The sequence below is a fragment of the Streptosporangium sp. NPDC000396 genome (assembly GCF_042898655.1).
In the GTDB taxonomy this organism is placed as follows: domain Bacteria; phylum Actinomycetota; class Actinomycetes; order Streptosporangiales; family Streptosporangiaceae; genus Streptosporangium.
In genome coordinates, this window is record NZ_JBIAZA010000018.1 from 1 (window position 1) to 22314 (window position 22314).

The 22314-nt window shown below is 70.0% G+C and carries 21 protein-coding genes; 13 read left to right on the plus strand and 8 right to left on the minus strand.

What is annotated here, in order from left to right; translation table 11 throughout:
- Positions 1-602 (minus strand): helix-turn-helix domain-containing protein (locus ACFY2X_RS27230; RefSeq protein WP_389942979.1); only part of this gene is annotated, 602 nt, incomplete at its 3' end.
- Between the two features lie 286 nt (positions 603-888).
- Here ACFY2X_RS27230 and ACFY2X_RS27235 point away from each other — a divergent pair.
- From ACFY2X_RS27235 to ACFY2X_RS27250, 4 genes are all read left to right on the plus strand, one after another.
- Positions 889-2358, plus strand: coding sequence for a 3-hydroxyacyl-CoA dehydrogenase NAD-binding domain-containing protein (locus ACFY2X_RS27235; protein ID WP_389942982.1), 1470 nt, complete (start codon positions 889-891; stop codon positions 2356-2358).
- Positions 2355-2675 carry an ATP/GTP-binding protein gene (locus ACFY2X_RS27240; RefSeq protein WP_389942985.1) on the plus strand — a complete coding sequence of 107 codons (321 nt, stop codon included), beginning with the start codon at positions 2355-2357 and terminating at the stop codon, positions 2673-2675. The genes ACFY2X_RS27235 and ACFY2X_RS27240 overlap by 4 nt, the downstream gene beginning before the upstream one ends.
- A 162-nt stretch (positions 2676-2837) precedes the next feature.
- A complete protein-coding gene (locus ACFY2X_RS27245; protein WP_389942988.1) occupies positions 2838-3551 on the plus strand; it encodes an alpha/beta hydrolase in 714 nt (237 codons plus the stop codon).
- A gap of 282 nt (positions 3552-3833) precedes the next feature.
- Positions 3834-4625 carry an alpha/beta fold hydrolase gene (locus tag ACFY2X_RS27250; RefSeq protein ID WP_389942991.1) on the plus strand — a complete coding sequence of 264 codons (792 nt, stop codon included), beginning with the start codon at positions 3834-3836 and terminating at the stop codon, positions 4623-4625.
- Here ACFY2X_RS27250 and ACFY2X_RS27255 read toward each other — a convergent pair.
- The 3 genes from ACFY2X_RS27255 to mce form a co-directional block, all read right to left on the minus strand.
- Complete coding sequence (locus tag ACFY2X_RS27255; protein ID WP_389942994.1) at positions 4585-5763, minus strand: AI-2E family transporter; 1179 nt, start codon at positions 5761-5763, stop codon at positions 4585-4587. The genes ACFY2X_RS27250 and ACFY2X_RS27255 overlap by 41 nt on opposite strands.
- 120 nt (positions 5764-5883) lie before the next feature.
- A complete protein-coding gene (locus ACFY2X_RS27260; protein ID WP_389942997.1) occupies positions 5884-7161 on the minus strand; it encodes a DivIVA domain-containing protein in 1278 nt (425 codons plus the stop codon).
- 196 nt (positions 7162-7357) lie between these two features.
- Entirely contained in the window at positions 7358-7780 is a 423-nt protein-coding gene (gene mce / locus ACFY2X_RS27265; RefSeq protein WP_389943000.1) for a methylmalonyl-CoA epimerase, read from the minus strand.
- A gap of 81 nt (positions 7781-7861) precedes the next feature.
- Between mce and ACFY2X_RS27270 the strand changes: the two genes are divergently transcribed.
- Together ACFY2X_RS27270 and meaB are read left to right on the plus strand one after the other, a co-directional pair.
- Positions 7862-9049 carry an acetyl-CoA C-acetyltransferase gene (locus ACFY2X_RS27270; RefSeq protein WP_389943003.1) on the plus strand — a complete coding sequence of 396 codons (1188 nt, stop codon included), beginning with the start codon at positions 7862-7864 and terminating at the stop codon, positions 9047-9049.
- 2 nt (positions 9050-9051) lie between these two features.
- Positions 9052-10035: a methylmalonyl Co-A mutase-associated GTPase MeaB gene (meaB, locus tag ACFY2X_RS27275; RefSeq protein WP_389943006.1), complete on the plus strand. Its 984-nt coding sequence runs from the start codon at positions 9052-9054 to the stop codon at positions 10033-10035.
- An 81-nt stretch (positions 10036-10116) separates the two neighbouring features.
- On the opposite strand, the gene ACFY2X_RS27280 is transcribed toward meaB, so the two are convergent.
- Both ACFY2X_RS27280 and ACFY2X_RS27285 read right to left on the minus strand, forming a co-directional pair.
- Positions 10117-10791: a DUF4230 domain-containing protein gene (locus ACFY2X_RS27280; RefSeq protein WP_389943008.1), complete on the minus strand. Its 675-nt coding sequence runs from the start codon at positions 10789-10791 to the stop codon at positions 10117-10119.
- Positions 10792-10846: 55 nt separating this feature from the next.
- On the minus strand, positions 10847-12211 hold the full coding sequence (locus tag ACFY2X_RS27285; RefSeq protein WP_389943011.1) for a hypothetical protein: 1365 nt from the start codon (positions 12209-12211) through the stop codon (positions 10847-10849).
- 343 nt (positions 12212-12554) lie between these two features.
- Between ACFY2X_RS27285 and ACFY2X_RS27290 the strand changes: the two genes are divergently transcribed.
- The 6 genes from ACFY2X_RS27290 (at position 12555) to ACFY2X_RS27315 (ending at position 18921) form a co-directional block, all read left to right on the plus strand.
- The gene (locus tag ACFY2X_RS27290) at positions 12555-13088 is read left to right on the plus strand and encodes a MarR family winged helix-turn-helix transcriptional regulator (RefSeq protein ID WP_389943014.1); all 534 of its coding nucleotides are present in this window, start codon (positions 12555-12557) and stop codon (positions 13086-13088) included.
- 137 nt (positions 13089-13225) lie between these two features.
- Positions 13226-14893, plus strand: coding sequence for a methylmalonyl-CoA mutase (locus tag ACFY2X_RS27295; protein WP_389943017.1), 1668 nt, complete (start codon positions 13226-13228; stop codon positions 14891-14893).
- Between the two features lie 131 nt (positions 14894-15024).
- Complete coding sequence (locus tag ACFY2X_RS27300) at positions 15025-15960, plus strand: co-chaperone YbbN (RefSeq protein ID WP_389943020.1); 936 nt, start codon at positions 15025-15027, stop codon at positions 15958-15960.
- A 53-nt stretch (positions 15961-16013) separates the two neighbouring features.
- Entirely contained in the window at positions 16014-16643 is a 630-nt protein-coding gene (locus ACFY2X_RS27305) for an AAA family ATPase (RefSeq protein WP_389943549.1), read from the plus strand.
- 81 nt (positions 16644-16724) lie between these two features.
- Positions 16725-18137, plus strand: coding sequence for an NAD-dependent malic enzyme (locus ACFY2X_RS27310; protein WP_389943552.1), 1413 nt, complete (start codon positions 16725-16727; stop codon positions 18135-18137).
- Positions 18138-18342: 205 nt separating this feature from the next.
- A complete protein-coding gene (locus ACFY2X_RS27315; protein ID WP_389943023.1) occupies positions 18343-18921 on the plus strand; it encodes a YqgE/AlgH family protein in 579 nt (192 codons plus the stop codon).
- Between the two features lie 66 nt (positions 18922-18987).
- On the opposite strand, the gene ACFY2X_RS27320 is transcribed toward ACFY2X_RS27315, so the two are convergent.
- Complete coding sequence (locus ACFY2X_RS27320; RefSeq protein ID WP_389943025.1) at positions 18988-19878, minus strand: glycosyltransferase family 2 protein; 891 nt, start codon at positions 19876-19878, stop codon at positions 18988-18990.
- Between the two features lie 273 nt (positions 19879-20151).
- On the opposite strand from ACFY2X_RS27320, the gene ACFY2X_RS27325 reads away from it, so the two are divergent.
- Complete coding sequence (locus ACFY2X_RS27325) at positions 20152-21582, plus strand: pyridoxal phosphate-dependent decarboxylase family protein (protein ID WP_389943028.1); 1431 nt, start codon at positions 20152-20154, stop codon at positions 21580-21582.
- A 6-nt stretch (positions 21583-21588) separates the two neighbouring features.
- On the opposite strand, the gene ACFY2X_RS27330 is transcribed toward ACFY2X_RS27325, so the two are convergent.
- Positions 21589-22212, minus strand: coding sequence for a TetR family transcriptional regulator (locus ACFY2X_RS27330; protein WP_389943031.1), 624 nt, complete (start codon positions 22210-22212; stop codon positions 21589-21591).
- Positions 22213-22314 lie beyond the last annotated feature (102 nt).

Sequence of the window (22314 nt, forward strand, 5' to 3'; positions counted from 1 at the left end):
GCGCGGTCGATCTGGCAGGTGAACGCCACGAACCAGCGCCCGCCCTCGTTTCGGATGGTGGCCGACAGGATCCGGCCGGTGCCGCGCTCCAGGTGGCGGGCCAGTTTGCGGGTGGATTCGGCGGTGCGGATGGTGCCCAGCCGGGGCAGGGTCACATGACGCCGGTCGGCCTCGAGGCGGATGACACCGGTGGTGAACCGGCACGACAGCGCGGCGCGGTGCTTGGCCTTGAACCGGGGAAACCCCACAGGTTTGCCTTTTCGCTCGCCCTTGCGGGAGGCCGACCAGTTCTTCAACGCCCGCGCCAGAGCGTCCAGGCCGGAGCTGTAGGCCTCCTTGGAATTGTCCGCCCACCACGGCGCCACCTGGTCCTTGGCGGCGTTCCATGTTCGGCGCAGGCCGTACAGCGACCACGGCACCTCGGTCAGCAGTTCCTCGGGCACCCCGTAGGTCTTCTCCGCCTCCCTCTGGGACAGGGCGGCCTTGACGCGGGCCAGCCCCCAGTTGAACGCGAACCGCGCCGCGCCGCAGTGCGATGCCAACGCGGCGGCCTGCGCGGGGGTGGGGTCGAGGGCGAACCGGTATGCCTGGGCAACCTTCACGAGGGCACCCGGCCAGGGCTGGCTTTGGTGGCGGCGACGGCCCGCAGCGCCCGATCGCGCGCTGGGACGGGCATCTTGCCCTCCCGGAACCATCGGCAAGTGGTTTGCGGGTGAATGCCCTGCGACCGCGCCCACTGGGCAAGCTTCACACCCTCATTGAAACAGGCGTTCACTCACGTTCGCTCACGTTTTCTCAAACAGTTCTGAACCCTATCGGGGAGATCCCGGTGCCGATGGCGCAAGCCGGTTTTGAGGTGGGACGGACACCTCTGGGAGACTGAGCGCTATGACGCGCAGCTTTGAAAAGGCCGGAGTGGTCGGGCTCGGCACGATGGGCGCGGGGATCGCCGAGGTGCTCGCCCGTGGAGGGCTCGCGGTGATCGGCGTGGAGGCCGACCCGGCGGCACTGGAGCGCGGCCGCGGTCACCTGGAGAGTTCCACGGCCAAGGCTCTGGCGAAGGGCAAGCTGAGCGAGGCCGAACGTATGGAGATCCTCGGCAGGGTGAGCTTCACCACATCCCTGGAAGATCTCGCCGACGCCGACCTGGTGATCGAGGCCATCCCCGAGGTCATGGAATTCAAGCGGGCCCTTTTCACCGACCTCGACCGGATCTGCAAGCCGTCCGCGGTGCTCGCGACCAACACGTCCTCGCTCTCGGTCACCGAGATCGCGGCCACCACCACCAGGCCCGGCCAGGTCGTCGGCATGCACTTCTTCAACCCTGCGCCGGTCATGAAGCTGGTCGAGGTGATCCACACGGTGATCACCGAGGACGGCCTGGCGGAGGAGGTGGCGGCCCTCGCGCGAAGGCTCGGCAAGACCCCGGTGACGGTCGGCGACCGCGCCGGGTTCGTGGTCAACCGGTTGCTGCTCGCCTACCTCAACCACGCCGCCGTCCTGCTGGAAAGCTGCCTGGCCACCCGTGACGGCATCGACGCCGCGATGAGGCTCGGCGTGGGGCTGCCGATGGGCCCCTTCGCCCTGCTCGACCTGATCGGCCTGGACACCTCCTACGAGGTGCTGTCGGTGCTGTTCCAGGAGAGCCGTGACCGCCGCCACGCCCCCGCGCCGATCCTGCGCGAGCTGGTCACCGCCGGTCTGCTCGGCCGTAAGTCCGGTGGCGGCTTCTACCGGGGAGAGGGCGCGGGGTCCTCGCCCCCGGCGGGCAAGCCGTCGGTGAACTCGGTGGCGGTGCTGGGGGAGGGCGCCGAAGAGCTGGCCGCCCAGCTCTCCGCCGCCGGTTTCAAGACCGCGCCGCCTGAGGACGCCGACGTGGTCCTCGCGCTGTCCCGCAATCCCGTGGTCGAGCTGGCCGTGAAGCTTCCGAGCCCCGAGCGCCTCGTCGGCCTGCACCTGGTCGGGGACAAGGTCGCCGAGGTCGCCTCCACGGTGCTCACCTCGTCCGAGGCCGTACGCGCCGTGGAGGGCCTGGTACGGATCACCGGCCGCACGCCGGTGCTGTGCAAGGACCGGGCCGAGTTCGTGGTGGACGCGCTTCTCTACCCGTATCTGAACGACGCCGTGCGGATGCTCGACTCCGGCTACGCCGGTGTCGAAGACATCGACGCGGCGATGAAGCTCGGCTGCGGCTACCCGGCGGGGCCGTTCGAGATGCTTGACGAGCTGGGGCTGAAGACCGTTCGCGATGGTTTGCGTGCCCTCTACGCCGAGTATCGCGAGCCGTCCTTCGCGCCCGCGCCGCTGCTCGACCAGCTCGTCACGGCCGGGGTGCGAAGCATCCGAGACCTGCCATGAGCCCCCGCAAAGCCCGCAGGGCGGACCCCTTCGACAGGGGAGGCAGCCGGGGCTCCTCCCGTCCCGTCGGCCGGTTCGTGCCCGGTGTCGACCTTGTCGAGGAGTGGCCCGACGGCGACTGGCACGTGCGCAGGGTCACCGGGGCCGGAGCGGACAAGGTCTACCGGTGCCCCGGCTGCGACCAGGAGATCAGATCGGGCCTTCCGCACCTGGTGAGCTGGCCCGCGTGGGCGGGCGGGGAGGACGAGCGCAGGCACTGGCACACGGCGTGCTGGCGCAATCGGGTCAAGCGCGGTCCCGGCCGGACCAGATACTGAGGCAGGTGCGGTCCCGGCCGGGCCGGATACTGAAGACGGCCCCGCGGCGCTCCTCCCGGACCTTCGGTCCGCCGGCGCCCGGCCCTCGAACACCTTCGGTGCGAAAGCCCTCGGGCTCTCGCCCTGGGCGAAACGCCGAGCAAGAGACGGAGTGGGAAATACATGGAGATCAGGGCCTCTACGGTGCTGCCCGCGCGCAGGGAGCCGATCGAGCTGCACACCGGCGACGGGCTGACGCTCGTCGGTGAGCTGGCCCTTCCAGCGGACAGGCCCCCGGTGGCCACGCTGGTCTGCCTGCACCCACTGCCCACGCATGGCGGCATGATGGACAGCCACGTCTACAAGAAGGCCGCCAACCGGCTGCCCGCGCTGGCGGATCTGGCCGTGCTGCGGTTCAACACCCGTGGCACCACCTCCGACCGGGGCACGTCCGAAGGCGCCTTCGGCGGGGGACAGGAGGAGCGCCTGGACGTCGCCGCCGCGCTGGAATACGCCGAGTTCCACGACCTGCCCCGGACCTGGCTGGTCGGCTGGTCCTTCGGCACCGAGCTCGCGCTCAAGTGGGGCCACGACCCGCTCGTGGAGGGCGCCATCCTTCTCTCCCCGCCGTTGCACCGGGCCACCGACGCGGATCTGGACGCGTGGGCGGAGTTCGGCCGCCCGCTGACCGCGCTGGTCCCCGAGTTCGACGACTACCTCCAGCCGGAGGAGGCGCGTAAGCGTTTCGCCCGGGTGCCCCAGGCCGAGGTCGTCGGGGTGGACGGCGCCAAGCACCTGTGGGTCGGTGAGCCGTACGTGCGGATCGTCCTCAACGAGATCGTCCGGAGGGTGAACCCGGCCGCCTACCCTCTCCCCACGGAGATCGCCGGTTCTTGAACTCCTCCCAGGCCTGAAGGCGGAGATTCTCCCGCCGCGTCGCGGTTAAGCGGCGCGCGGGGGTGGGACCCGGGGCCGACGTCCCAGGCTTCGGACCGGGCCGTCACCGCTCCGGGCCGGGCCGTCACCGGCGGTGGATCGTCACCGGCCCTCGACCGTGATCCCCACTGATCCCCACGACGGCGGGGACCTGTCCGGGACCCGGAGCCGATGTCCAAGGCCATGACAACCCTTGTAAATCAAGGGGTGCAAGATCGAGAGTCCGCGATTACCGTGGATCGCGTGGACCTGTACACACGATCGGCGGGCGAGGGACTTCCGGTCGTCCTTCTCCACGCGCTCCCTCTGTCGTCCGCCATGTGGCTGGCACAGCGCGAGGGCCTGGCCGCGCACTGCAAGGTCATCACTCCCGACCTGCGGGGCTTCGGCGGCTCGGTGCTCGGGGACGACGCGCCCTCTCTCGACGTGATGGCCGACGACGTCGTGCGCCTGCTCGATCACGAGGGCGTCGACAGGGCCGTCATCGGGGGCCAGTCCATGGGGGGCTGTGTGACGATGGCCCTGTGCCGCCGTCACCCCGACCGGCTGCTGGGGGTGATCCTCGCCGACACCAGGGCGGGGGCCGACTCCGAGGCGACCAGGGCGAACCGTGAGCGCATCGCCGCCGCCGTGGTCGAAGACGGCACATCGGTTCTGCTGGAGGAGATGCTTCCGGCGCTGATCGGGCAGACCACCATACGGCGCAGGGCGATGGTGTTCGGCCGGGTGCGGGGGCTGGTCCAGTCGGCCCCGCCGCAGGCCGTGGCCTGGGCTCAGCGGGCGATGGCGGGCCGTCCCGACTCCTTCGGCACCTTGCGCGGGCTCAAGGTGCCCGCGCTGGTGATCGTGGGGGAGGAGGACGAGATCTCCCCGCTCGCCGATGCCGAGGCGATGGCCGAAGCCGTGCCGGACGCGCGGCTGGCCGTGATCGAGAAGGCGGGTCACCTGAGCGGGATGGAGCAGCCCGAGGCGTTCAACCGCGCGGTGGCCGGATTCATAGGCGAGCTTGCCGGGGGAGCACCACCTCACGGATGATCAGCGCGATCGCCGCGGCCACCGGGATGGCCAGCAGCGCCCCGACGATGCCGAGCAGCGCGCCGCCGAACAGCGCGGCGATCACGGTGACCGCCGGGGCGACGTCCACCGAGCGCTTCATCACGCGCGGGTAGACCAGATAGTTCTCAACCTGCTGGTAGACGAGGAAGAAGATCGCGCAGGCGATGCCGAGCGTTCCCGACTGGAGCAGCGCGACCACGCTCACCAGCACCGCGCCGATCGTCGCGCCGACCAGCGGGATCAGGTCGGTGACCGCCACGATCAGGGCGAGGGCCAGCGCGTATTCGACGCCCAGGACGGTGAGGAACACCCAGGTGACCACGCCCGCGATCACCGAGATCAGCAGGTTTCCGGCCACATAGCCGCCGATGCCGTCGAGGATCTCGTCGCCGAGCGCGCGCGTCCGTCCTCTGCGGCTGCTCGGCACGAGCCCGAAGAGGTAGTCCTTGATCGAGGGCAGCGAGCCGAGGAAATACAGGGTCAGGACCAGCAGCGTGACCCCGGAGAAGAACGCGCTGAACACCACCGCCCCCGCGCCGACCAGTCCTCCCGCCACGACCTGGGCGAGACCGCCACTGGTGATGTAGTCGGCGATCCTGGTCAGGATCTGGTATTCGCCGTCCAGCTTCTTGAGCGTGGGGTTGGCGAGCAGTTCCTGGACGTAGCCGGGGACCGCGCCGACGAACGCGGTGATCTCCTGGCTCACCGGCGGGACGATCGCCAGCCCGAAGAGCACGAAGAACAGGATCACCGCGCCGAAGACGATCAGGATGGCCCAGCGCCGGGCCATCCTGCGCCGCTGGAGCGCCTCGACGGCCGGGTTGAGTCCCACGGCGAGGAACAGCGCCACCACGACCAGCACGATCACGTTGCGCGCGGTGACCAGGGCCTGGGCCAGTGCCCACGCGGTCAGCAGGCCCATGCCGGCGGTCAGGCCGATCAGGAACGGGCTCTTGGCCAGCGGCTTGCCCGGCTTGCCGTACGGCGCCGCGTGCTCCTCGGAGGCCTCGAAGGGCCTGCCGTACGGCGCGGTGTGCCCGTCAGAGGCCTCGGGAGAGGTGCGGGGGCTCGGGGCAGGCACCTTGGGCTCGTCGGATAGCTGAGACGATTCAGGCACTGCTGCTCCTAGTGCGTACAGCCGCGCGAGACGGCGACGGGACAACAGAGGAGAGCCTAGCGACCTCAAGGTCGCCAGGCTCTCCCGTAGCCGTCGTCGATGCCCCAGAAGGGGATGGTGCTACTCCTGCCACCACTCCGCGTCGTCGTCCTTCGCCTCGGCCTTGGCGGGAGTCGTGACCGGCTTCTCGCCGTTGGCCGCGGGAATGGCCGGCTTGGCCGGGGCGGCGGCGATCGCGGGCTCCGGCTCGGAAGCCGGGAGCGGTGCACCGCCGAGCAGCTGGCGCAGCTGCGCGAGGTGGCTGGTGATGCTGTCGCGCTGACGGGTCAGCTCGTCGACCTGGCGCTGGGCGACCGAGCGGCTCCGCTCGGCCTCGGCCTTGGCCTCGGAGACGATCGTCTCGGAGCTCGTCTTGGCGTCGGCCACGAGCTGGTCGGCGTTCTTGCGTGCGTTGGCCAGCAGCTGCTTGGCGTGGGTGTCGGCCTCGCGGCGGGTCTGCTCGGCCTGCTGGGTCGCCTTGGTGGCGCGCTGCTCGGCGGTGGACGCCCGCTGCTCGGCCTCGGCGACCAGCTTCTGCGTGTTGGCCTGGGCGGTGGCGTGACGCTCGGCCTCCTGGCGCTCAGCCTCCTCGCGGCGGGAGGCCAGCTGGATCTCGAACTCGGCCTCGTCCTGGGCGCGCTTGGCCTCGGACTCCTCCAGGACCCGCTGAGCCTGGGCGCGCATCTCGTCGGCCTGGCGCTTGGCGGTGGTGAGGATCTCGTCGCGCTCGCGCTTGGTCGAGGCACGGAGCTGGGCGACCTCGCGCTCGGCGGTGGTGCGCAGCTTGGCGATCTCGCGCTCGGCGTCGGCGCGCTTCTCGGCCACCTCGTGGTCGGCGGTGGCCCGCACCTTGGCGACCTCGCGCTCGGTGGTGGAGGTCAGCTCATCCGCCTCGCGGCGGGAGGTCGAGCGGATCTCCTCGGCCTCGCGCTCCGCGTTGGTGCGCATCTCCTCGGCCTCACGGGTGGCCAGGGCGCGCTTCTCGGCCGCCTCGTTCTCCGCTGCGGCGCGCAGGTCGGCGGCTTCGACCTTGGCCGAGGCCTTGATCTCGTTGGCCTCGGAGCGGGCCGCCTGGACCAGCTCGGTGGCCTGCTCCTCCGCGAGGCGCAGCAGCTGCTCGATCCGCGCCCCAAGACCGGAGTAGGTCGGGCGCTCCTGCTCCTGCAACTGACGCTGGGAGTCGGACAGGTCCCGCTGCAGGCCCTGAACTTGCTCCCGGGCCTGACGCAGCTCGGCGTCGATCTGCTTCAGATGGTCGTGCACTTGGTGCCGGTCATAGCCGCGAAGCACCACGTCGAATTCCCGAGCGGGGGCGTCTTCAAAGAAGTTGTTGAGCTGGGCGTCGATGTCGGACTGCATGGAGGCTCGATCCTGGGTTGTCGAGGCGGCTACACGGGCCGGACGGGGGGTTTCGGACATCCGAGGCGGAGCCGTGGCGGGGTCCACGTCCGGTGATAGGCCAGCGTACTCCGGTGTTGGCATGTTGGAGGTCCCCTCCGACTTTCTGCGTGACTTGTTACGTATGGACCTTTCTTGTGTTCGACGTCAGAGCCGGTTAATCTTCCGCAGCCTGAACGAGCTCCGTGAGCATTCCTCCAACATCTTTGGGATGAAGGAATGCGATGGAGGAGCCCATCGAGCCGTGTCGCGGTTTCTCGTCGAGAAGCCGGATTCCCTTGCCGCCGATCTGCTGGAGGGCTTGCCCCACGTCAGGGACGCCGAAAGCGACATGGTGCACCCCTTCGCCCCGCTTGGCGAGGAATTTGCCCACGGGCGTATCGGGACCAAGCGGTTCGAGTAGCTGTATGTAGGAACCGCCGCCATTGCCGTCGGCGATGTGCAACATCGCTTCCTTGACGCCTTGCTCTTCGTTGATCTCCCGCGCCACTACGGTGAGTTCGAATGTCTGCTCGAAAAGCGCGATCTTCTCTTCCAGGTTGTGGCAGGCGATTCCCACATGATCGATACGCATGAACATAGGGCCAACCTCCATGGCGGTCACTCGGGTGCTCATGGGTATGGTGGCAAAGTCGCCCCAAGTCCCGCCAGGGAGGCCCCTATGTCTGCTTCCGTCATCGTCGCCGGAGCTCGCACCCCCATCGGCCGACTGCTCGGCTCGCTGTCCGACCTGTCGGCCGTCGAGCTCGGCGGTATCGTCATCAAGGCCGCGCTGGAGCGCTCCGGCGTCGCTCCCGAAGCCGTGCAGTATGTGATCATGGGTCAGGTGCTGCAGGCCGGATCGGGGCAGATCCCCGCCCGCCAGGCAGCCGTCAAGGCCGGGATCCCCATGACCGTGCCGTCGCTGACGATCAACAAGGTCTGCCTGTCCGGACTGGACGCCATCGCCCTGGCCGACCAGCTCATCAGGGCGGGCGAGTTCGACATCGTGGTCGCGGGCGGCATGGAGTCCATGTCGAACGCCCCGCACCTGCTGCCCGGCCTGCGCAAGGGGGTCAAGTACGGCGGCGCCGGCATCGTCGACTCGATGGCCTTCGACGGGCTCACCGACGCCTACGACCAGATAGCCATGGGCGAGTCCACCGAGCGGCACAACGCGCGCCTCGGCCTGACCCGCGAGGAACAGGACGAGTTCTCGGCCCGCTCCCACCAGCTCGCCGCCGCGGCGATCAAGAACGGCGTGTTCGACGACGAGGTCGTCCCCGTGTCGATCCCGCAGCGCAAGGGCGACCCGGTGGTGTTCTCCGCCGACGAGGGCGTGCGCGGCGACACCACCGCCGAGGTCCTGGCGCGGCTACGGCCGTCGTTCACCAAGGACGGCACGATCACGGCCGGGTCGGCCTCGCAGATCTCCGACGGCGCCTGCGCGGTGGTCGTGATGTCCAAGGCCAAGGCCGAAGAGCTGGGCATCGAGTGGCTGGCGGAGATCGGCGCGCACGGCAACGTGGCCGGGCCCGACAACTCGCTCCAGTCCCAGCCCGCCAACGCGATCAAGCACGCGCTCGGCAAGCAGGGGCTCTCGGTCGAGGACCTCGACCTGCTGGAGATCAACGAGGCTTTCGCCCAGGTCGTCATCCAGTCGGCCAAGGAACTCGGCGTCCCGCTTGAGAAGATCAACGTCAACGGCGGAGGCATCGCCGTCGGCCACCCGATCGGCGCCTCCGGTGCCCGCATCGTCCTGACCCTGGCCCACGAGCTCAAGCGCAGGGGCGGCGGCCTCGGCGCCGCCGGTCTGTGCGGTGGCGGCGGCCAGGGCGACGCCCTGATCATCCGCGTCCCCTCGGCCTGACCGTGGGGGTTTCCGACCTGGCCTCGCGAAACGGGCGGTCACCGGCCGCGGAGATCTCCGACCTGGTCGCGCGGGCGCGAGAAGGGCAGCCCCGGGCCGTGGCCCGGCTGATCTCCATGGTGGAGAACGGCTCGCCCATGCTCCGGGAGATCACGGCCGAGCTCTGCGCGGGCCGGCCGTGCCGGGCCCGGGTCATCGGGCTCACCGGTTCTCCCGGCGTGGGCAAGTCCACCTCCACCGGGATGCTGGTCCAGGCGTTCCGCAAGCGGGGCAAGAAGGTCGGCGTGCTCGCCGTGGACCCCTCCTCGCCGTTCACCGGCGGGGCCCTGCTCGGCGACCGGGTGCGCATGCAGGATCACGCCACCGACCCGGAGGTGTTCATCCGGTCGATGGCCAGTCGCGGTCATCTCGGCGGGTTGTCCTGGGCCACGCCCCAGGCGCTGCGCGTCCTGGACGCCGCCGGGTGCGAGGTCATCCTCATCGAGACCGTCGGGGTCGGCCAGGCCGAGGTGGACATCGCCTCCCTGGCCGACACCACCATCGTGCTGCTCGCCCCGGGCATGGGCGACGGCATCCAGGCGGCCAAGGCGGGCATCCTGGAGATCGCCGACGTGTTCGTGGTGAACAAGGCCGATCGCGACGGCGCCCAGGCGACCATCCGCGAGCTCCGTAACATGATCGCCCTCGTCGAGCGCGCGTGGAAGCCGCCGATCGTGCCGACCGTGGCCTATCGGGGTGAGGGCGCCGAAGACCTGGTCGACGCCCTGGACAAGCATCTGGCCTACCTTGAGGAGTCGGGGGAGCTCAGCCGCCGGCGTCATGTCAGGGCCCGGGACGAGATCGAGGCCATCGCCCTGGCCGTGCTCCGCTCCCGCTTCGCCGATCTCCACGGGGACCAGCGTCTCGACGCCCTCGCCACTCGTGTCCTGGACGCCGGTCTCGATCCCTACCAGGCCGCCGACGAGCTCCTGGCGGCCATCGACTGAGACAGAGACGCTGACCGGGGCGCCCGGGCGAGCCTGTTCGGCCGGGGTCGTCCGGGTGAGGGCCGTCTGGCCGGTCAGCGGTCAGGGCTCGTCGGCGAACTTGACGGTGACCTTGTCGAAGCCGAGGGTCTCCAGCATGCCTCGGAGCATGGCCTTGGTGTTCTGGTCGGCACGGGTGCGCAGGTCGCTGGCCTGGGCGGCTTCGGCGATCTTCTTCTCGGCCAGCACGTAGAGCTCCTGCTGGTCGCCGGGGGAGGAGGACAGGAAGTCCTGGACCCGGTCGAACAGGCCGCGCTGCTGGGCATAGACGTAGGAGCGCTTGTTGTCGAGGTTGGGTTTCTCAAGCTGGGCGTGCGGCAGCCGAACCGTGACCTCCCGGCGGTCGGGCGAGACGGTCAGCGCGCCCGTGGCGAGACCGCCGAAGTCGACGTAGGCGTCGACGCCGCCCGCGCCGATGAAGAGGGTGCGGCTGCCCTTGACGGCGTCGGGCAGGAAGGCCGCGTCCTTCTCCAGGTCCACGACGACCTGGAAGTTGCCGGTGGCCGCCTCGAAGCGGCTGAGGTTGTGAATGGACTGCAGGAGCACGGGCTGGCTGCGGTCGATCGTGCTCTCACCGAACGGGTTGAGCCACGACCAGGCCAGGCGGCCGCCCACGACGAGGAGGATGACGGCGACGAGCAGTCCGGCGAGGAAGCGCCAGGCGCGCCGGCGAGGCGTGGAGAGCGCCTCGGGCGGTGCTTCTAGAGGGGCTTTCACAGCGGTCTCTTTCCCTGGGCGGCCGCTTTCTCACGTCGAGCCTATGCGGATCCTGTCAATCCCGCGGCCGTGCTTTCGCGCCCGGCTGCTCGGTGGGACCCCCGTACGGGGCGGGCGGTGTGGCCATGGTGGCAGAGGGCGCGAGGCCGGGTGCCAGGGAGGGCGAGTGGGCCTGCCGGTTCCGCCTGATGTGGTTCTCCTGATCGGTCTGGACGCCCTGCTCCGGCTGCCACGTCTCTCCGGTCTGGCCGCCGAAGTGACTGCTCTGCAGGCGGCATTCGGCGAAGTCGGTGTAGTGCTCCCGGAGCCAGTCCCGCCGCTGGGTGTCGCTGAGACCGGCGAACCACGCAGCGGCGTACTGGTGCTCGGGAAGCGGTCCGCTGGGTAGCGGCTTGCCGCGCAACCACGCGATCACGATGTCGCGATAGCCGCCCGCGGGGGTGCCGTCGCACTCCCGGGCCAGGTTCTCGACGAACTCGTCGGCCGCCTCGTCGGCGAAACCGGCGGCCAGGTCGTCCACGTGGATGGGCACCGCGCCCGGGGCGAGGGTGATGTCGTCGCGCCGGGGATGCTGCTCCAGCCGGGAGAACTCGCCGGGCGTCCCCGCCAGCCGGGCGGCGATCTTGATGAACGCGGAGCCGAGCTCGGGCAGCCCGGTGCGCATCCCCGGGTGCACGCAGACCGTGATCGGCCATTCCTGGCAGCTGTAGACCACCCGCTGGGCGGAGATCGTCTGCGGCTCGGTGAAGAGCCGGGCCATTCCGGTTCCGGCGGCCAGCACCGCCAGCAGCGCGGCGGCCAGCACGAGCGCCTGGCGCGTCACGAGGGCGGCCCAGCCGAGCAGCAGCGCGGTGCTGACGCCCAGCAGCCAGAGCGTCTGGTCGGCGAAGGCCGCCGAGCTCAACCCCTGGAACGGGTCGTACGGCTCCTGCGTGGCCGGAGTGAGGCGGTCGGCCCAGGTCACCCCTTGGGCGAGCCACGTGAACAGGCCATAGCAGCCGATTCCGGCGAACACCGGTGTGATCGTCCAAGGCAGCAGCCAGCCGGTCACCCAGCCGATGGTGACGTAAAGCGCGAGTCCCGCCACGCCCATGACCAGCCCGCTGGGCAGCAGCCGTCCCGCCTGCTCGGTGAGCATGGTCCTGATCGCCAGGCACAGCACCGTGGCGGTGAAGGATCCCCAGACCACCACCATGATCGCCAGCGGCACGCGCATCGCCTGCCAGGCGGTCATGGACCGCCGGCCGGTCCCGCGTCGCCTGCGTACCGCCACCCAGGCGGCGAACGCCGAGGCCACCGGTCCGGTGAGCCGGAGCGAGCCGATCACCGCGACGACTATGTTCTCCCACGCGCTGACACCGGGAATGAGGACGCTCCACGCCGCGACCACGCCCAGCACGAGCAGGACGGCGATCGCCACCAATGCACTCTGCTGGAGTTCCGCGCGTGAAACGCCCCTGTGCTCACGCACCGGCGCGCGTGGAACGGATCCACGCCGCGTCGGCCGAGCCGAGGTCTGTGTGGCGTCTGAACGCCACCGAGTTGTCGTTCATCAAGCACCCCCCGTGCCGTGAATGTGCGGTGGCCGGTCCCCTCGGCAACCGGTCCGGCGTGCATCCCCCGCAGGCCGGACTGAGTCCGCGCGGCCACTTGGCCGCGCCCTCACCATTCGATGTGGGAACCATAACTGAGCGTGACGTTTGGCGCCCGGGTTCTTGGTGAAGCCGTCAATCTGGTAACTCTACGTATATGGGCGAACCGGGATGAGGTCGCGCTACCGTAGCCCTGTGGCTACAGGTCAGCTGAATTTGCCGTTCGACCCCATCGAGCGCGCCGCGGAGACGTGGCGCGTTCACTTCGGACCGTCCTCGGCCATGGCCGCCGTCACGTCGATCATGAGAGCGCACCAGATCCTGCTCTCGCAACTGGACACGCTCCTCAAGCCGCATGACTTGACCTTTGCTCGGTACGAGGCATTGGTTTTGCTGACCTTCAGCAAGACGGGGGCGTTGCCGCTGTCCCGGATCGGCGAGCGCCTGATGGTGCACCCCACCAGCGTGACGAACACCGTGGATCGGCTGGAGCGGGCCGGGCTGGTCCGCCGTATGCGCAACCCGCGGGACGGGCGCGGGGTGCTGGCGGAGATCACCGACAGGGGCCGGAAGGTCGTGAGCGAGGCGACCGCCGATCTGATGGGTGCCGATTTCGCCATGACCATGTACGGCGAGGCGGAGCTGGAGCAGATGTTCGGCCTGCTCAGAACCCTCAGGGTGGCGGCTGGAGACTTCGAGGGCTGAGGCCGGGCCCGGGTAGGGCGAGGGCTCCGTCACGGCTGCTCTCCGGATGGCGCTGGCCAAAAATTACTAGGACGTCCTAGTATTTCTCTGAGGCCACAAGCCGGGCAGGAGCCGTAAGCCACACAAGGGAGTTGGCGATGGACGCCGAGGAGATCGAGGCGGGACGCGCGCGCTGGCAGGCGCGGTTCGACAAGGCCGCCAAGCGCGAGGCCGAGTTCCGGACGCTCTCCGGGCTTGACGTGGAGCCTGTCTACGGGCCCGCCGGTGACGATCCGCGCATGGAGCGCATCGGCTGGCCGGGGGAATACCCCTTCACACGCGGTCTGCACCCGACCGGCTACCGGGGCAAGGCCTGGACCATCCGGCAGTTCGCGGGGTTCGGCAACGCCAAGCAGACCAACGAGCGTTACAAGATGATCCTGGGGGCGGGCGGCGGCGGGCTCAGCGTCGCCTTCGACATGCCGACGCTGATGGGCCGCGACTCCGACGACCCGCGCTCGCTCGGCGAGGTCGGCCACTGCGGGGTGGCGATCGACTCCGCGCTGGACATGGACCTGCTCTTCGACGGGATCCCCCTCGGTGACATCACGACCTCGATGACGATCAGCGGCCCGGCCGTCCCGATCTTCTGCATGTACGTCGTCGCCGCCGAGCGGCAGGGGGTGCCGGTCGGGAAGCTCAACGGGACGCTCCAGACCGACATCTTCAAGGAGTACATCGCGCAGAAGGAGTGGCTGTTCGCCCCCGAGCCGCACCTGCGGCTGATCGGCGACCTGATGGAGTTCTGCGCCGCGGAGATCCCGGCCTACAAGCCGCTCAGCGTGTCCGGCTACCACATTCGTGAGGCCGGTGCCACGGCCGCGCAGGAGCTGGCCTTCACCCTGGCCGACGGGTTCGGCTACGTGGAGCTCGGCCTGTCGCGCGGCCTGGACATCGACGTCTTCGCCCCCGGCCTGTCCTTCTTCTTCGACGCGCACATCGACTTCTTCGAGGAGATCGCCAAGTTCCGGGCCGCGCGGCGGATCTGGGCGCGGTGGTTGCGCGACGTCTACGGCGCCAAGACCGACAAGGCCCAGTGGCTGCGTTTCCACACCCAGACGGCGGGAGTCTCGCTGACCGCGCAGCAGCCGTACAACAACGTGGTGCGCACCGCGATCGAGGCGCTCGCGGCCGTGCTCGGCGGCACCAACTCCCTGCACACCAACGCGCTGGACGAGGTTCTGGCGCTCCCCTCGGAGAAGGCGGCCGAGATCGCGCTGCGCACCCAGCAGGTGATCATGGAGGAGACCGAGGTCGTCAACGTCGCCGACCCGCTCGGCGGATCCTGGTACGTGGAAGCGCTGACCGATCGGCTTGAGGCCGAGGCCGAGGCCATCTTCGCGAAGATCCGGGACATGGGCTCCGACGGGTCGATGACCGCCGGGATCCTGCGTGGCATCGAGGACGGCTGGTTCATGTCCGAGATCGCCGAGGCCGCCTTCGACTACCAGCGCAAGCTGGAGAAGGGGGACAAGCGGATCGTCGGGGTGAACTGCCACACGGCCTCCATCGACGAGCCGCTGGAGATCCTCCGGGTCAGTCACGAGATCGAGCGTGAGCAGAACCGTGTCCTCGCCGACCGCCGCGCCGGGCGCGACCAGGGGGCCGTGGACGCGGCGCTGGCCGCGATGGTGCAGGTCGCCAAGGGCGAGGGCAACCTGATCCCGCCCATGCTCGACGCGGTCCGCGCCGAGGCCACCCTGGGCGAGATCTGCGACGCGCTTCGCGGCGAGTGGGGCGTCTACGCCGAGCCCGCCCGCTTCTAGGCCCTTGCCCCCGTAGGTCTTCGCCCACCGGCGCGCCACCTGGCCGATTGGCGGCGTAGGCGAAGACCCGCGGGGAGGCGGGGCCCAGGGCGCGATTCAGCGCAGCGGCCGGGATGCGGCAGGATTGGAGTATGAGCCCAGCGGACTTCAATCGACCCGGATCGCTTTACGGTGCCGTGGATCTCGGCGCGCGTAAGCAGGCGCTAGAGGCGCAGGCGCGGCGGGAGGCCGCCGCGCACGAGGCCGGCGGCACTCCGGCGCAGGTCGTATACGTCGATGACGCCAATTTCGCGGCCGAGGTCATCGAACGCTCCATGAGCAGCCTCGTGCTGCTGGAGCTCACCGTGACCCGCGCCGAGCAGGCGAAGGAATACAGCCAGCTGCTGGAGAAGCTCGCCGCCGAGAGCGGGGGCAGGTGGATCCTGGCCCGGGTGGACGTCGAGGCGAGCCCGCAGATCGCGCAGGCGCTCCGGGTGCAGAACGTGCCTGCCCTGTATGCCCTTTTCCAGGGGCAGCCGGTGGCGGTCGTTCCCGGCATCGCCACCGAAGAGCAGCTGCGCGACTGGCTGTCGCAGCTCATGCAGGCTCTGGCCCAATACCTCCCGCCGCCCGCCGAGGGCGCCGAGGCCGAGGCGGGGCAGCGGCAGGAGCCCCCGGCCGACCCGGACCTGCTCGCCGCGGAGGAGGCCATCGAGGCCGGTGACCTCGACGGCGCCGTGGCCGCCTACGAGCGGTTGCTGGCCCGCTCTCCGAACAACGAGGACGCCAAGCTGGGCCTGGCCGGGCTCGGCCTGATCCGGCGGACCCAGGACGTCGACCCCGCCGAGGTGCAGCGCCGCCTGACCGACCCCGCCGACATCGACGCCCAGCTCCTGGCCGCCGACTTCGAGATGCTCTCCGGCGAGGTGGACGCGGCCTTCGACCGGCTCGTCGAGGCGGTGCGCCGGACCTCGGGCGAAGAGCGCGACAAGGCCAGGAAGCATCTGCTCGGCCTGTTCGACACTCTTCCCTCCGACGACCCGTCCATCGGAAGGGCCCGCAGGAACCTGGCCAGCGTGCTGTTCTGATCGCCCGGCCCAATCTGTTCTGATTGCCCCGTTTTGTGGGCATTAACAAGGACGTGCGGGTCGTCACCATCTCCGCGACGTACGGCACCGCCGGAAATGTGATCGGACCGGCGGTCGCCGGACGTTTGGGCGTGCCCTTCCTGGACCGTGCGATCCCCGACGCGGTGGCGGAGGAGCTCGGATGCACGCTGGAGGAGGCGCTCGCCCACGACGACCGGGCCGAACACGGGCTCGGCCGGCTGCTGTCAGGGGCCATGCGCCTTCCGACGGTCACCTTCGGCGGCATCGACATATATTTCCCGGGAGCCATGCCGCTGCCCGCCGAGGACTTCGTCGCCCACACCGAACGGGTGATCAGGCAGATCGCGCGCGGCCAGGGCGGGGTGTTCCTCGGCAGGGCCGGGGCGCTGGTCCTGGCCGACCACCCCGGTGCCCTGCACGTGCGTCTGGACGCCCCGGTCAAACGCCGGATCCTTCAGACGGCGGTTTTGTCCGGGGTGACCGAGCGCCAGGCGCGCAAGCTCGTGGAGGACAACGACCGGGCGCGAGCCGCCTACGTCCGCCATTTCTACCGGGCCGACCCGGCTTCGGCGATCCTGTATCACCTGGTGATCGACAGCACGAGCATCCCGATCAACACGTGTGTGGAAATGATTGTGACCGCATCGACAGCTCTCAGCTGACCGTGACCGGCACGGCCACTCGTCCGGTAATGGCACGATGGAGGGATCCCAGTCAGGTCAGTCGCAAAGGAGCGGATGACTGTGGCCACCGTGCCGAGCGTGTCGTACTCCATCACCGTGCGCCTGGAGGTGCCTGCCGGCGGTAAGGCCGTCAGCCAGCTCACCCACGCCGTAGAGTCCGCCGGAGGTGTGGTCACCGCCCTCGACGTGACCACCGCCGGGCATGAGACCCTGCGCATCGACGTCACCTGCGCCGCGCGCGACACCGAGCACGCCCAGGCGATCGTGGACAACCTCGAGGCGGTCGAAGGTGTCGTCATCCACAAGGTCTCCGACCGGACCTTCCTCATGCACCTCGGCGGCAAGATCGAGATGCGCTCGAAGGTCCCGTTGCGCAACCGTGACGAGCTCTCCATGGCCTACACCCCCGGTGTCGCGCGGGTCTCCATGGCCATCGCCCGCAACCCCGAAGACGCCCGCCGCCTGACCATCAAGCGCAACAGCGTCGCCGTGGTCACCGACGGCTCCGCCGTACTGGGCCTGGGCAACATCGGCCCGGCGGCCGCGCTCCCGGTCATGGAGGGCAAGGCGGCGCTGTTCAAACGGTTCGCCGACATCGACGCCTGGCCGATCTGCCTGGACACCCAGGACGTCGACGAGATCGTGCGGGCCGTCCAGCTCATCGCCCCCGGTTTCGGCGGCATCAACCTGGAGGACATCTCGGCGCCGCGCTGCTTCGAGGTGGAGCGGCGGCTGCGTGAGCTGCTGGACATCCCGGTCTTCCACGACGACCAGCACGGCACCGCGATCTGCGTGCTCGCCGCGCTCACCAACGCGCTGCGCGTGGTCGGCAAGGATCTGAGCGAGGTCCGCATCACCCTCGCCGGCGCCGGCGCGGCCGGTACGGCCGTGCTGCGCCTGCTGCTCGCGGCCGGCGCGCACAACGTGATCGTCTGCGACTATCTGGGCGCGGTGCACGGCGGCCGTGACGACCTCGACGAGTCGCTCCAGTGGATCGCCGACCACACCAACGCCGAAGGCTACTCCGGTGATCTGCGCGGCGCGGTCAAGGGCGCCGACGTGTTCATCGGCGTCTCCGCCCCCGGCATCCTCAGCGGCGACGACATCGCCACGATGGCCGATGACGCGGTGGTCTTCGCGCTGGCCAACCCGGAGCCCGAGGTCTCACCGGACGACGCCCGCGAGCACGCCGCCGTGGTCGCCACCGGCCGCTCGGACTACCCGAACCAGATCAACAACGTGCTCGCCTTCCCCGGCGTCTTCCGCGGCCTGCTCGACGCCCAGGCCAGCGTGGTCAACCAGGAGATGCTGCTGGCGGCGGCCAGGGCGCTGGCCGCCGTGGTCACCGACGAGGAGCTCGGCCCGAACTACATCATCCCCAGCGTGTTCCACGCGGATGTGGCGGGGACCGTCGCGGCGGCCGTGCGCGAGTCGGCCGGGGGCCGGGTGCGCAGCGGCATGACCGAGGCCTGATGGCTCGGTCGCGGGTGCGCGGGGGCCGCGTGGAAGGACCACCTGAAGGTCCTTCCCCGGCCTCCTCGCCGCGCTCCTCCTCGGTCGGCGACTTTCGCTACCCGAGGTCATCTCCGACGCACCCTATGTGATATAGCGCAAGATCTAAGGGATCCTGAGCGGGGGCGGGCAGCGCGGTGCGGGGTCTACCCCTCATGATGGATGTATGGCGGCAGCGATCTACGTCGGTGGGTTACTGGTGGCGACACCACAGCTCGACGATCCCAACTTCCGGCGCAGCGTGGTGCTGGTCTTGGAGCATGACATCGACGGAGGCACCCTGGGTGTGGTGCTCAACCGCCCCAGTGACATCTCGGTGATCCAAGTGCTGCCCACCTGGGATTCCATGGTGACCGGTCCGCCCGTGCTGTTCCAGGGCGGTCCCGTGCAGACCGACAGCGCCCTGGCGCTGGCCGCGGTCCCGAGCGGCCAGGAGCCTCTCGGCTGGCGGAGACTGCACGCGGGCACGCCCGCCGTGTCCCGGCTCGGCACCGTCGACCTCGACGCCCCACCGGAGATCCTCGCCGGAGAGATCGCCCAGATGCGGATCTTCGCGGGATACGCCGGGTGGACGGCGGGGCAGCTGGAGGCGGAGATCGGCGAGGGCGCGTGGTACGTCGTGGACTCGGAGCCCGGCGACACCTTCCACCATGACCCCGAGTCGCTGTGGCGCGCGGTTCTCCGCCGCCAGCGGGACGAACTCGCCTACGTGGCGACCTGCCCCGACGATCCCTCGATGAACTAGCCGAACGGGTCCGGCGCGGGCCGGCGATTTCCGCGACCGCGCGAGCGCCGTGCCGCCGGAAGACGCTCAGATGATCGGGGGACGGCCGGCGCGGGTGAGCCGCAGCACGGTGGTCCAGGACATCGGCCGGCGCCGGCCGTGCCCTCCCTTGAGGCCTTCCCGCAGACCGGCGGCCCAGAGGGCGAGGTTCGCGCGGGACCGGATCCGGATGACGCCGAGCAGCGTCCAGGTCGCCAGGTAGACGGGGATCAGGGGGGCGGGCAGGCGGCGGTAGGCGAGCCAGACGCGGTTGCGGGCGACGAGGCGGTAGAAGCCGGCGTGCCGGGCGGGGTCGGTGGCGGGGTGGTGGATCACGATGTCGGGTGCGTACCAGCCGGTGCGCCCGAGGTCCCACAGCCGCCAGCTCAGGTCGATGCCCTCGTGGAAGAGGAAGAAATGGCCGGGCCAGCCGCCGGCCTGCTCGTAGTCGGCGCGGCGTACGAGGACCACGCCTTCGGCCATGACGGTGATGACGCCGGGGCGGGTGGCGTCGCCGGCGCGCAGGCGTGGAACCCAGCGGCGCATGGTGGCGCCGGTGTCGGGGTCGGCGATGCGCGGCTGGATGTAGGCGGCCTCGGGGTGACGGCGGGCTTCCGCGACGAGCCGGGCGAGAGTGTCGGGAGCCGGGAGAACGGCGTCGTTGTCGAAGAAGAAGACGAACTCGCCGCAGCCGGGCCCCGCCAGGGCGTCGGCGCCCACGTTGCGGCCCTCGGGAATGCCCGCGTTGACGGGCAGGGTGACGGTGCGCACGGCGGCGGGCACCTGGCCGGGATCGGGCTCGACTCCGTTGCCCACGATGACCACACGCAGCTCGACGCCCTGCTGGGCCAGAAGGGACGCCATCGCCCGCGGGAACGCGGCGGGCCGGTCGTTCATGGTGAGGACCACCACGTCGATGACGGGTCGCGAGCTGGTCATCACGTCTCCCGGACGGGGTGGGGCGCTCGGCGCGCGGGAACGGTGCTGCTTCCTGGGGCGGGCGAGGCGGATCCTGTCATGTGTCGTTTTCCTTGCCTTAACCGGCACCCTAGCGCCGCGCCGGCCGGACGTCGCCCAGAACGCGCTGGGACGGCACCCGCCTGCGAGCTGCGACGTTCTCCGCCCGGAGGCGGGCGCCGCCTCGCGGGGGCCGGAACGCCGAAGATCGGGACATGGCTGACAAACCGATGCCAGGTGTGTTTTTCTGCATGAATGAGCGATCCTCTGAACGAGCGCGATCAGGCTTCGAGGGCGCTTGAGGCGGTGGCCAAGGCCGCCGGGCCGTACCTCGACTCGCTCGGCGACCGTCCCGTCCACGACCACGCCGCCGACGCGATGCTCGACCTGCTCGATGACCGGTTTCCCGAGTACGGCCAGGGCACGCTGGACAGCGTCGAGCGGCTGCTGCATGTCGGCACCGCGGCGGCGACCCACTCCTCGGGGCCGCGTTTCTTCCACTTCGTCGTCGGCGGCTCCACCCCGGCGGCCCAGGCGGGTGACTGGATCACCTCGCTGCTGGACCAGTCGGCCGGGCTCTGGCTGACCTCGCCGCTCGCCGCCCGGGCGGAGACCGTCGTGCTGCGGTGGCTCAAGGACCTGTTCGGGCTGCCGCAGTCCTACGGCGGCGTGCTGACTCCCAGCGCGACCTTCGCCAACCTCACCGGACTGGCGTGCGCCCGGCAGTGGTGGGGCGAGCAGCACGGCGCCGACGTGACGGCGGACGGGCTCGCGGGGCTGCCGCGGATGCCCGTGCTGGCGGGTGGATACATCCACCCGAGCAGCCGCAAGGCGCTGCTGACGCTCGGCTGCGGCCGTGACAGCGTCCGGGTCCTCGCCCGAGACGAGGCCGGACGGGTCGACCTGGAGGCGATGGACCGGGCGCTGGGGGAGATCGACGGCCCGGCGGTGATCGTCGGGAACGCCGGTGAGGTGAACACCGGCGACTTCGACCCCATCGGCGACCTGGCCGACCTGGCCGAGCGGCACGGCGCCTGGCTGCACGTGGACGGGGCCTTCGGGCTGTTCGCGGCCACCTCGCCTCGCCTGTCGCATCTGGTCCGCGGGGTGGAGAGGGCTCACTCGGTGGCCGCCGACGGGCACAAGTGGCTCAACGTCCCCTATGAGAGCGGGTTCGCGTTCGTCCGCGACCCGGCGTTCCTGAGCCGGACGTTCGGCCCGTGGGGCGCGCCGTACCTGCCCGCCGAGGACGACCCGCAGATCAACTACAACTGCCTGGGTCCCGAGTCCTCGCGGCGGGCGCGGGCCCTGCCCATCTGGGCGACCCTGCGCGCCTATGGCAGGCAGGGCTACCGGGAGATGGTCGAGCGCCACCACGACCTGGCCCTGCGGCTCGGCCGGATCGTCGAGGAGGCCCCCGACCTGGAACTGCTCGCCCCGATACGGCTCTGCGTGGTCTGCTTCCGCTACCGTCCCCCGGGCGTTCCGGAGGAGGAGCTGAACGAGCTGAACAGGTGGCTCGGCGAGGAGTTGCTCGCCGACGGCCGGGTCTACGCCGGGACCACCACCTACCGGGGCATGACCGCCCTGCGACCGGCCATCGTCAACTGGCGCACCACCGAGGCCGACATCGACCTCCTGGCCTCGGTCGTCCGTGAGATCGTCGCCCGCCGTACGGACAGGTGACGATCTCTAGGGGCGATCCCAGCCGGGGCGCAGCGAGCGCTCGGCCAGAGCCAGCGCCGCCTCCATGCGCTCGGCCAGGGCGGGGAGGTCGTGGATGCTCGCCCGATCGCAGAACTCGAAGCCGGTCCGGGTCACGGCGGTGAAGAGCACGACGACGAACTGGGGCAGCAGGTCGTCCGGGTCGGTGCCCTCGCGCCGGGTGATCTCGGAGATCACCCGGCGCTCGTTCTCCACCATCCGGCGCACGCTTCCGGCCAGGAGCGCCGGAGTGCTCTCGATCAGCTCGTGCGCTTTGAGGAACCTGGATCTTTCGGCGAGGTCGCCCTCCTCTAGCATGGTGATCACCGCGCGCAGGGCATGGCTGAGCGCGGTGAAAGGCGGTTCTTCCGCCGGCCGGCAGGCCAGCTCGGCCAGCATGACCTCCTGCACGTCGAGGGGCAGGGAGAGGGCGACGTCCTCCTTGGTCGCGAAGTAGCGGAAGAACGTGCGGGGTGAGACGTCCACGGCGGCCGCGATCTGGTCGACGGTCGTGGCCTCGTAGCCCTGCTCGATGAACAGGTCGAGGGCGGCGTCGATCAGCGCCAGCCGCGTCTTCTGTTTCTTGCGTTCACGTAGGCCGGACTGCCCCATGCATGTCATCCCTTCGAAACGTGTTGTTCACAGTCTGCCACAAGTCATGGACTGTCTTATAGTAATGATTTGTCATTTGTCAGTGGCTGTCATAAATTACCT

Bases quoted from the DNA above. Each gene is read 5' to 3' on its own strand.
- ACFY2X_RS27235 (WP_389942982.1), top strand. From the start codon at position 889: ATGACGCGCAGCTTTGAAAAGGCCGGAGTGGTCGGGCTCGGCACGATG.
- ACFY2X_RS27240 (WP_389942985.1), top strand. From the start codon at position 2,355: ATGAGCCCCCGCAAAGCCCGCAGGGCGGACCCCTTCGACAGGGGAGGC.
- ACFY2X_RS27245 (WP_389942988.1), top strand. From the start codon at position 2,838: ATGGAGATCAGGGCCTCTACGGTGCTGCCCGCGCGCAGGGAGCCGATC.
- ACFY2X_RS27260 (WP_389942997.1), bottom strand. From the start codon at position 7,161: ATGCAGTCCGACATCGACGCCCAGCTCAACAACTTCTTTGAAGACGCC.
- mce (WP_389943000.1), bottom strand. From the start codon at position 7,780: ATGTTCATGCGTATCGATCATGTGGGAATCGCCTGCCACAACCTGGAA.
- ACFY2X_RS27270 (WP_389943003.1), top strand. From the start codon at position 7,862: ATGTCTGCTTCCGTCATCGTCGCCGGAGCTCGCACCCCCATCGGCCGA.
- ACFY2X_RS27290 (WP_389943014.1), top strand. From the start codon at position 12,555: ATGAGGTCGCGCTACCGTAGCCCTGTGGCTACAGGTCAGCTGAATTTG.
- ACFY2X_RS27295 (WP_389943017.1), top strand. From the start codon at position 13,226: ATGGACGCCGAGGAGATCGAGGCGGGACGCGCGCGCTGGCAGGCGCGG.
- ACFY2X_RS27300 (WP_389943020.1), top strand. From the start codon at position 15,025: ATGAGCCCAGCGGACTTCAATCGACCCGGATCGCTTTACGGTGCCGTG.
- ACFY2X_RS27315 (WP_389943023.1), top strand. From the start codon at position 18,343: ATGGCGGCAGCGATCTACGTCGGTGGGTTACTGGTGGCGACACCACAG.
- ACFY2X_RS27320 (WP_389943025.1), bottom strand. From the start codon at position 19,878: ATGACCAGCTCGCGACCCGTCATCGACGTGGTGGTCCTCACCATGAAC.
- ACFY2X_RS27325 (WP_389943028.1), top strand. From the start codon at position 20,152: ATGAGCGATCCTCTGAACGAGCGCGATCAGGCTTCGAGGGCGCTTGAG.
- ACFY2X_RS27330 (WP_389943031.1), bottom strand. From the start codon at position 22,212: ATGGGGCAGTCCGGCCTACGTGAACGCAAGAAACAGAAGACGCGGCTG.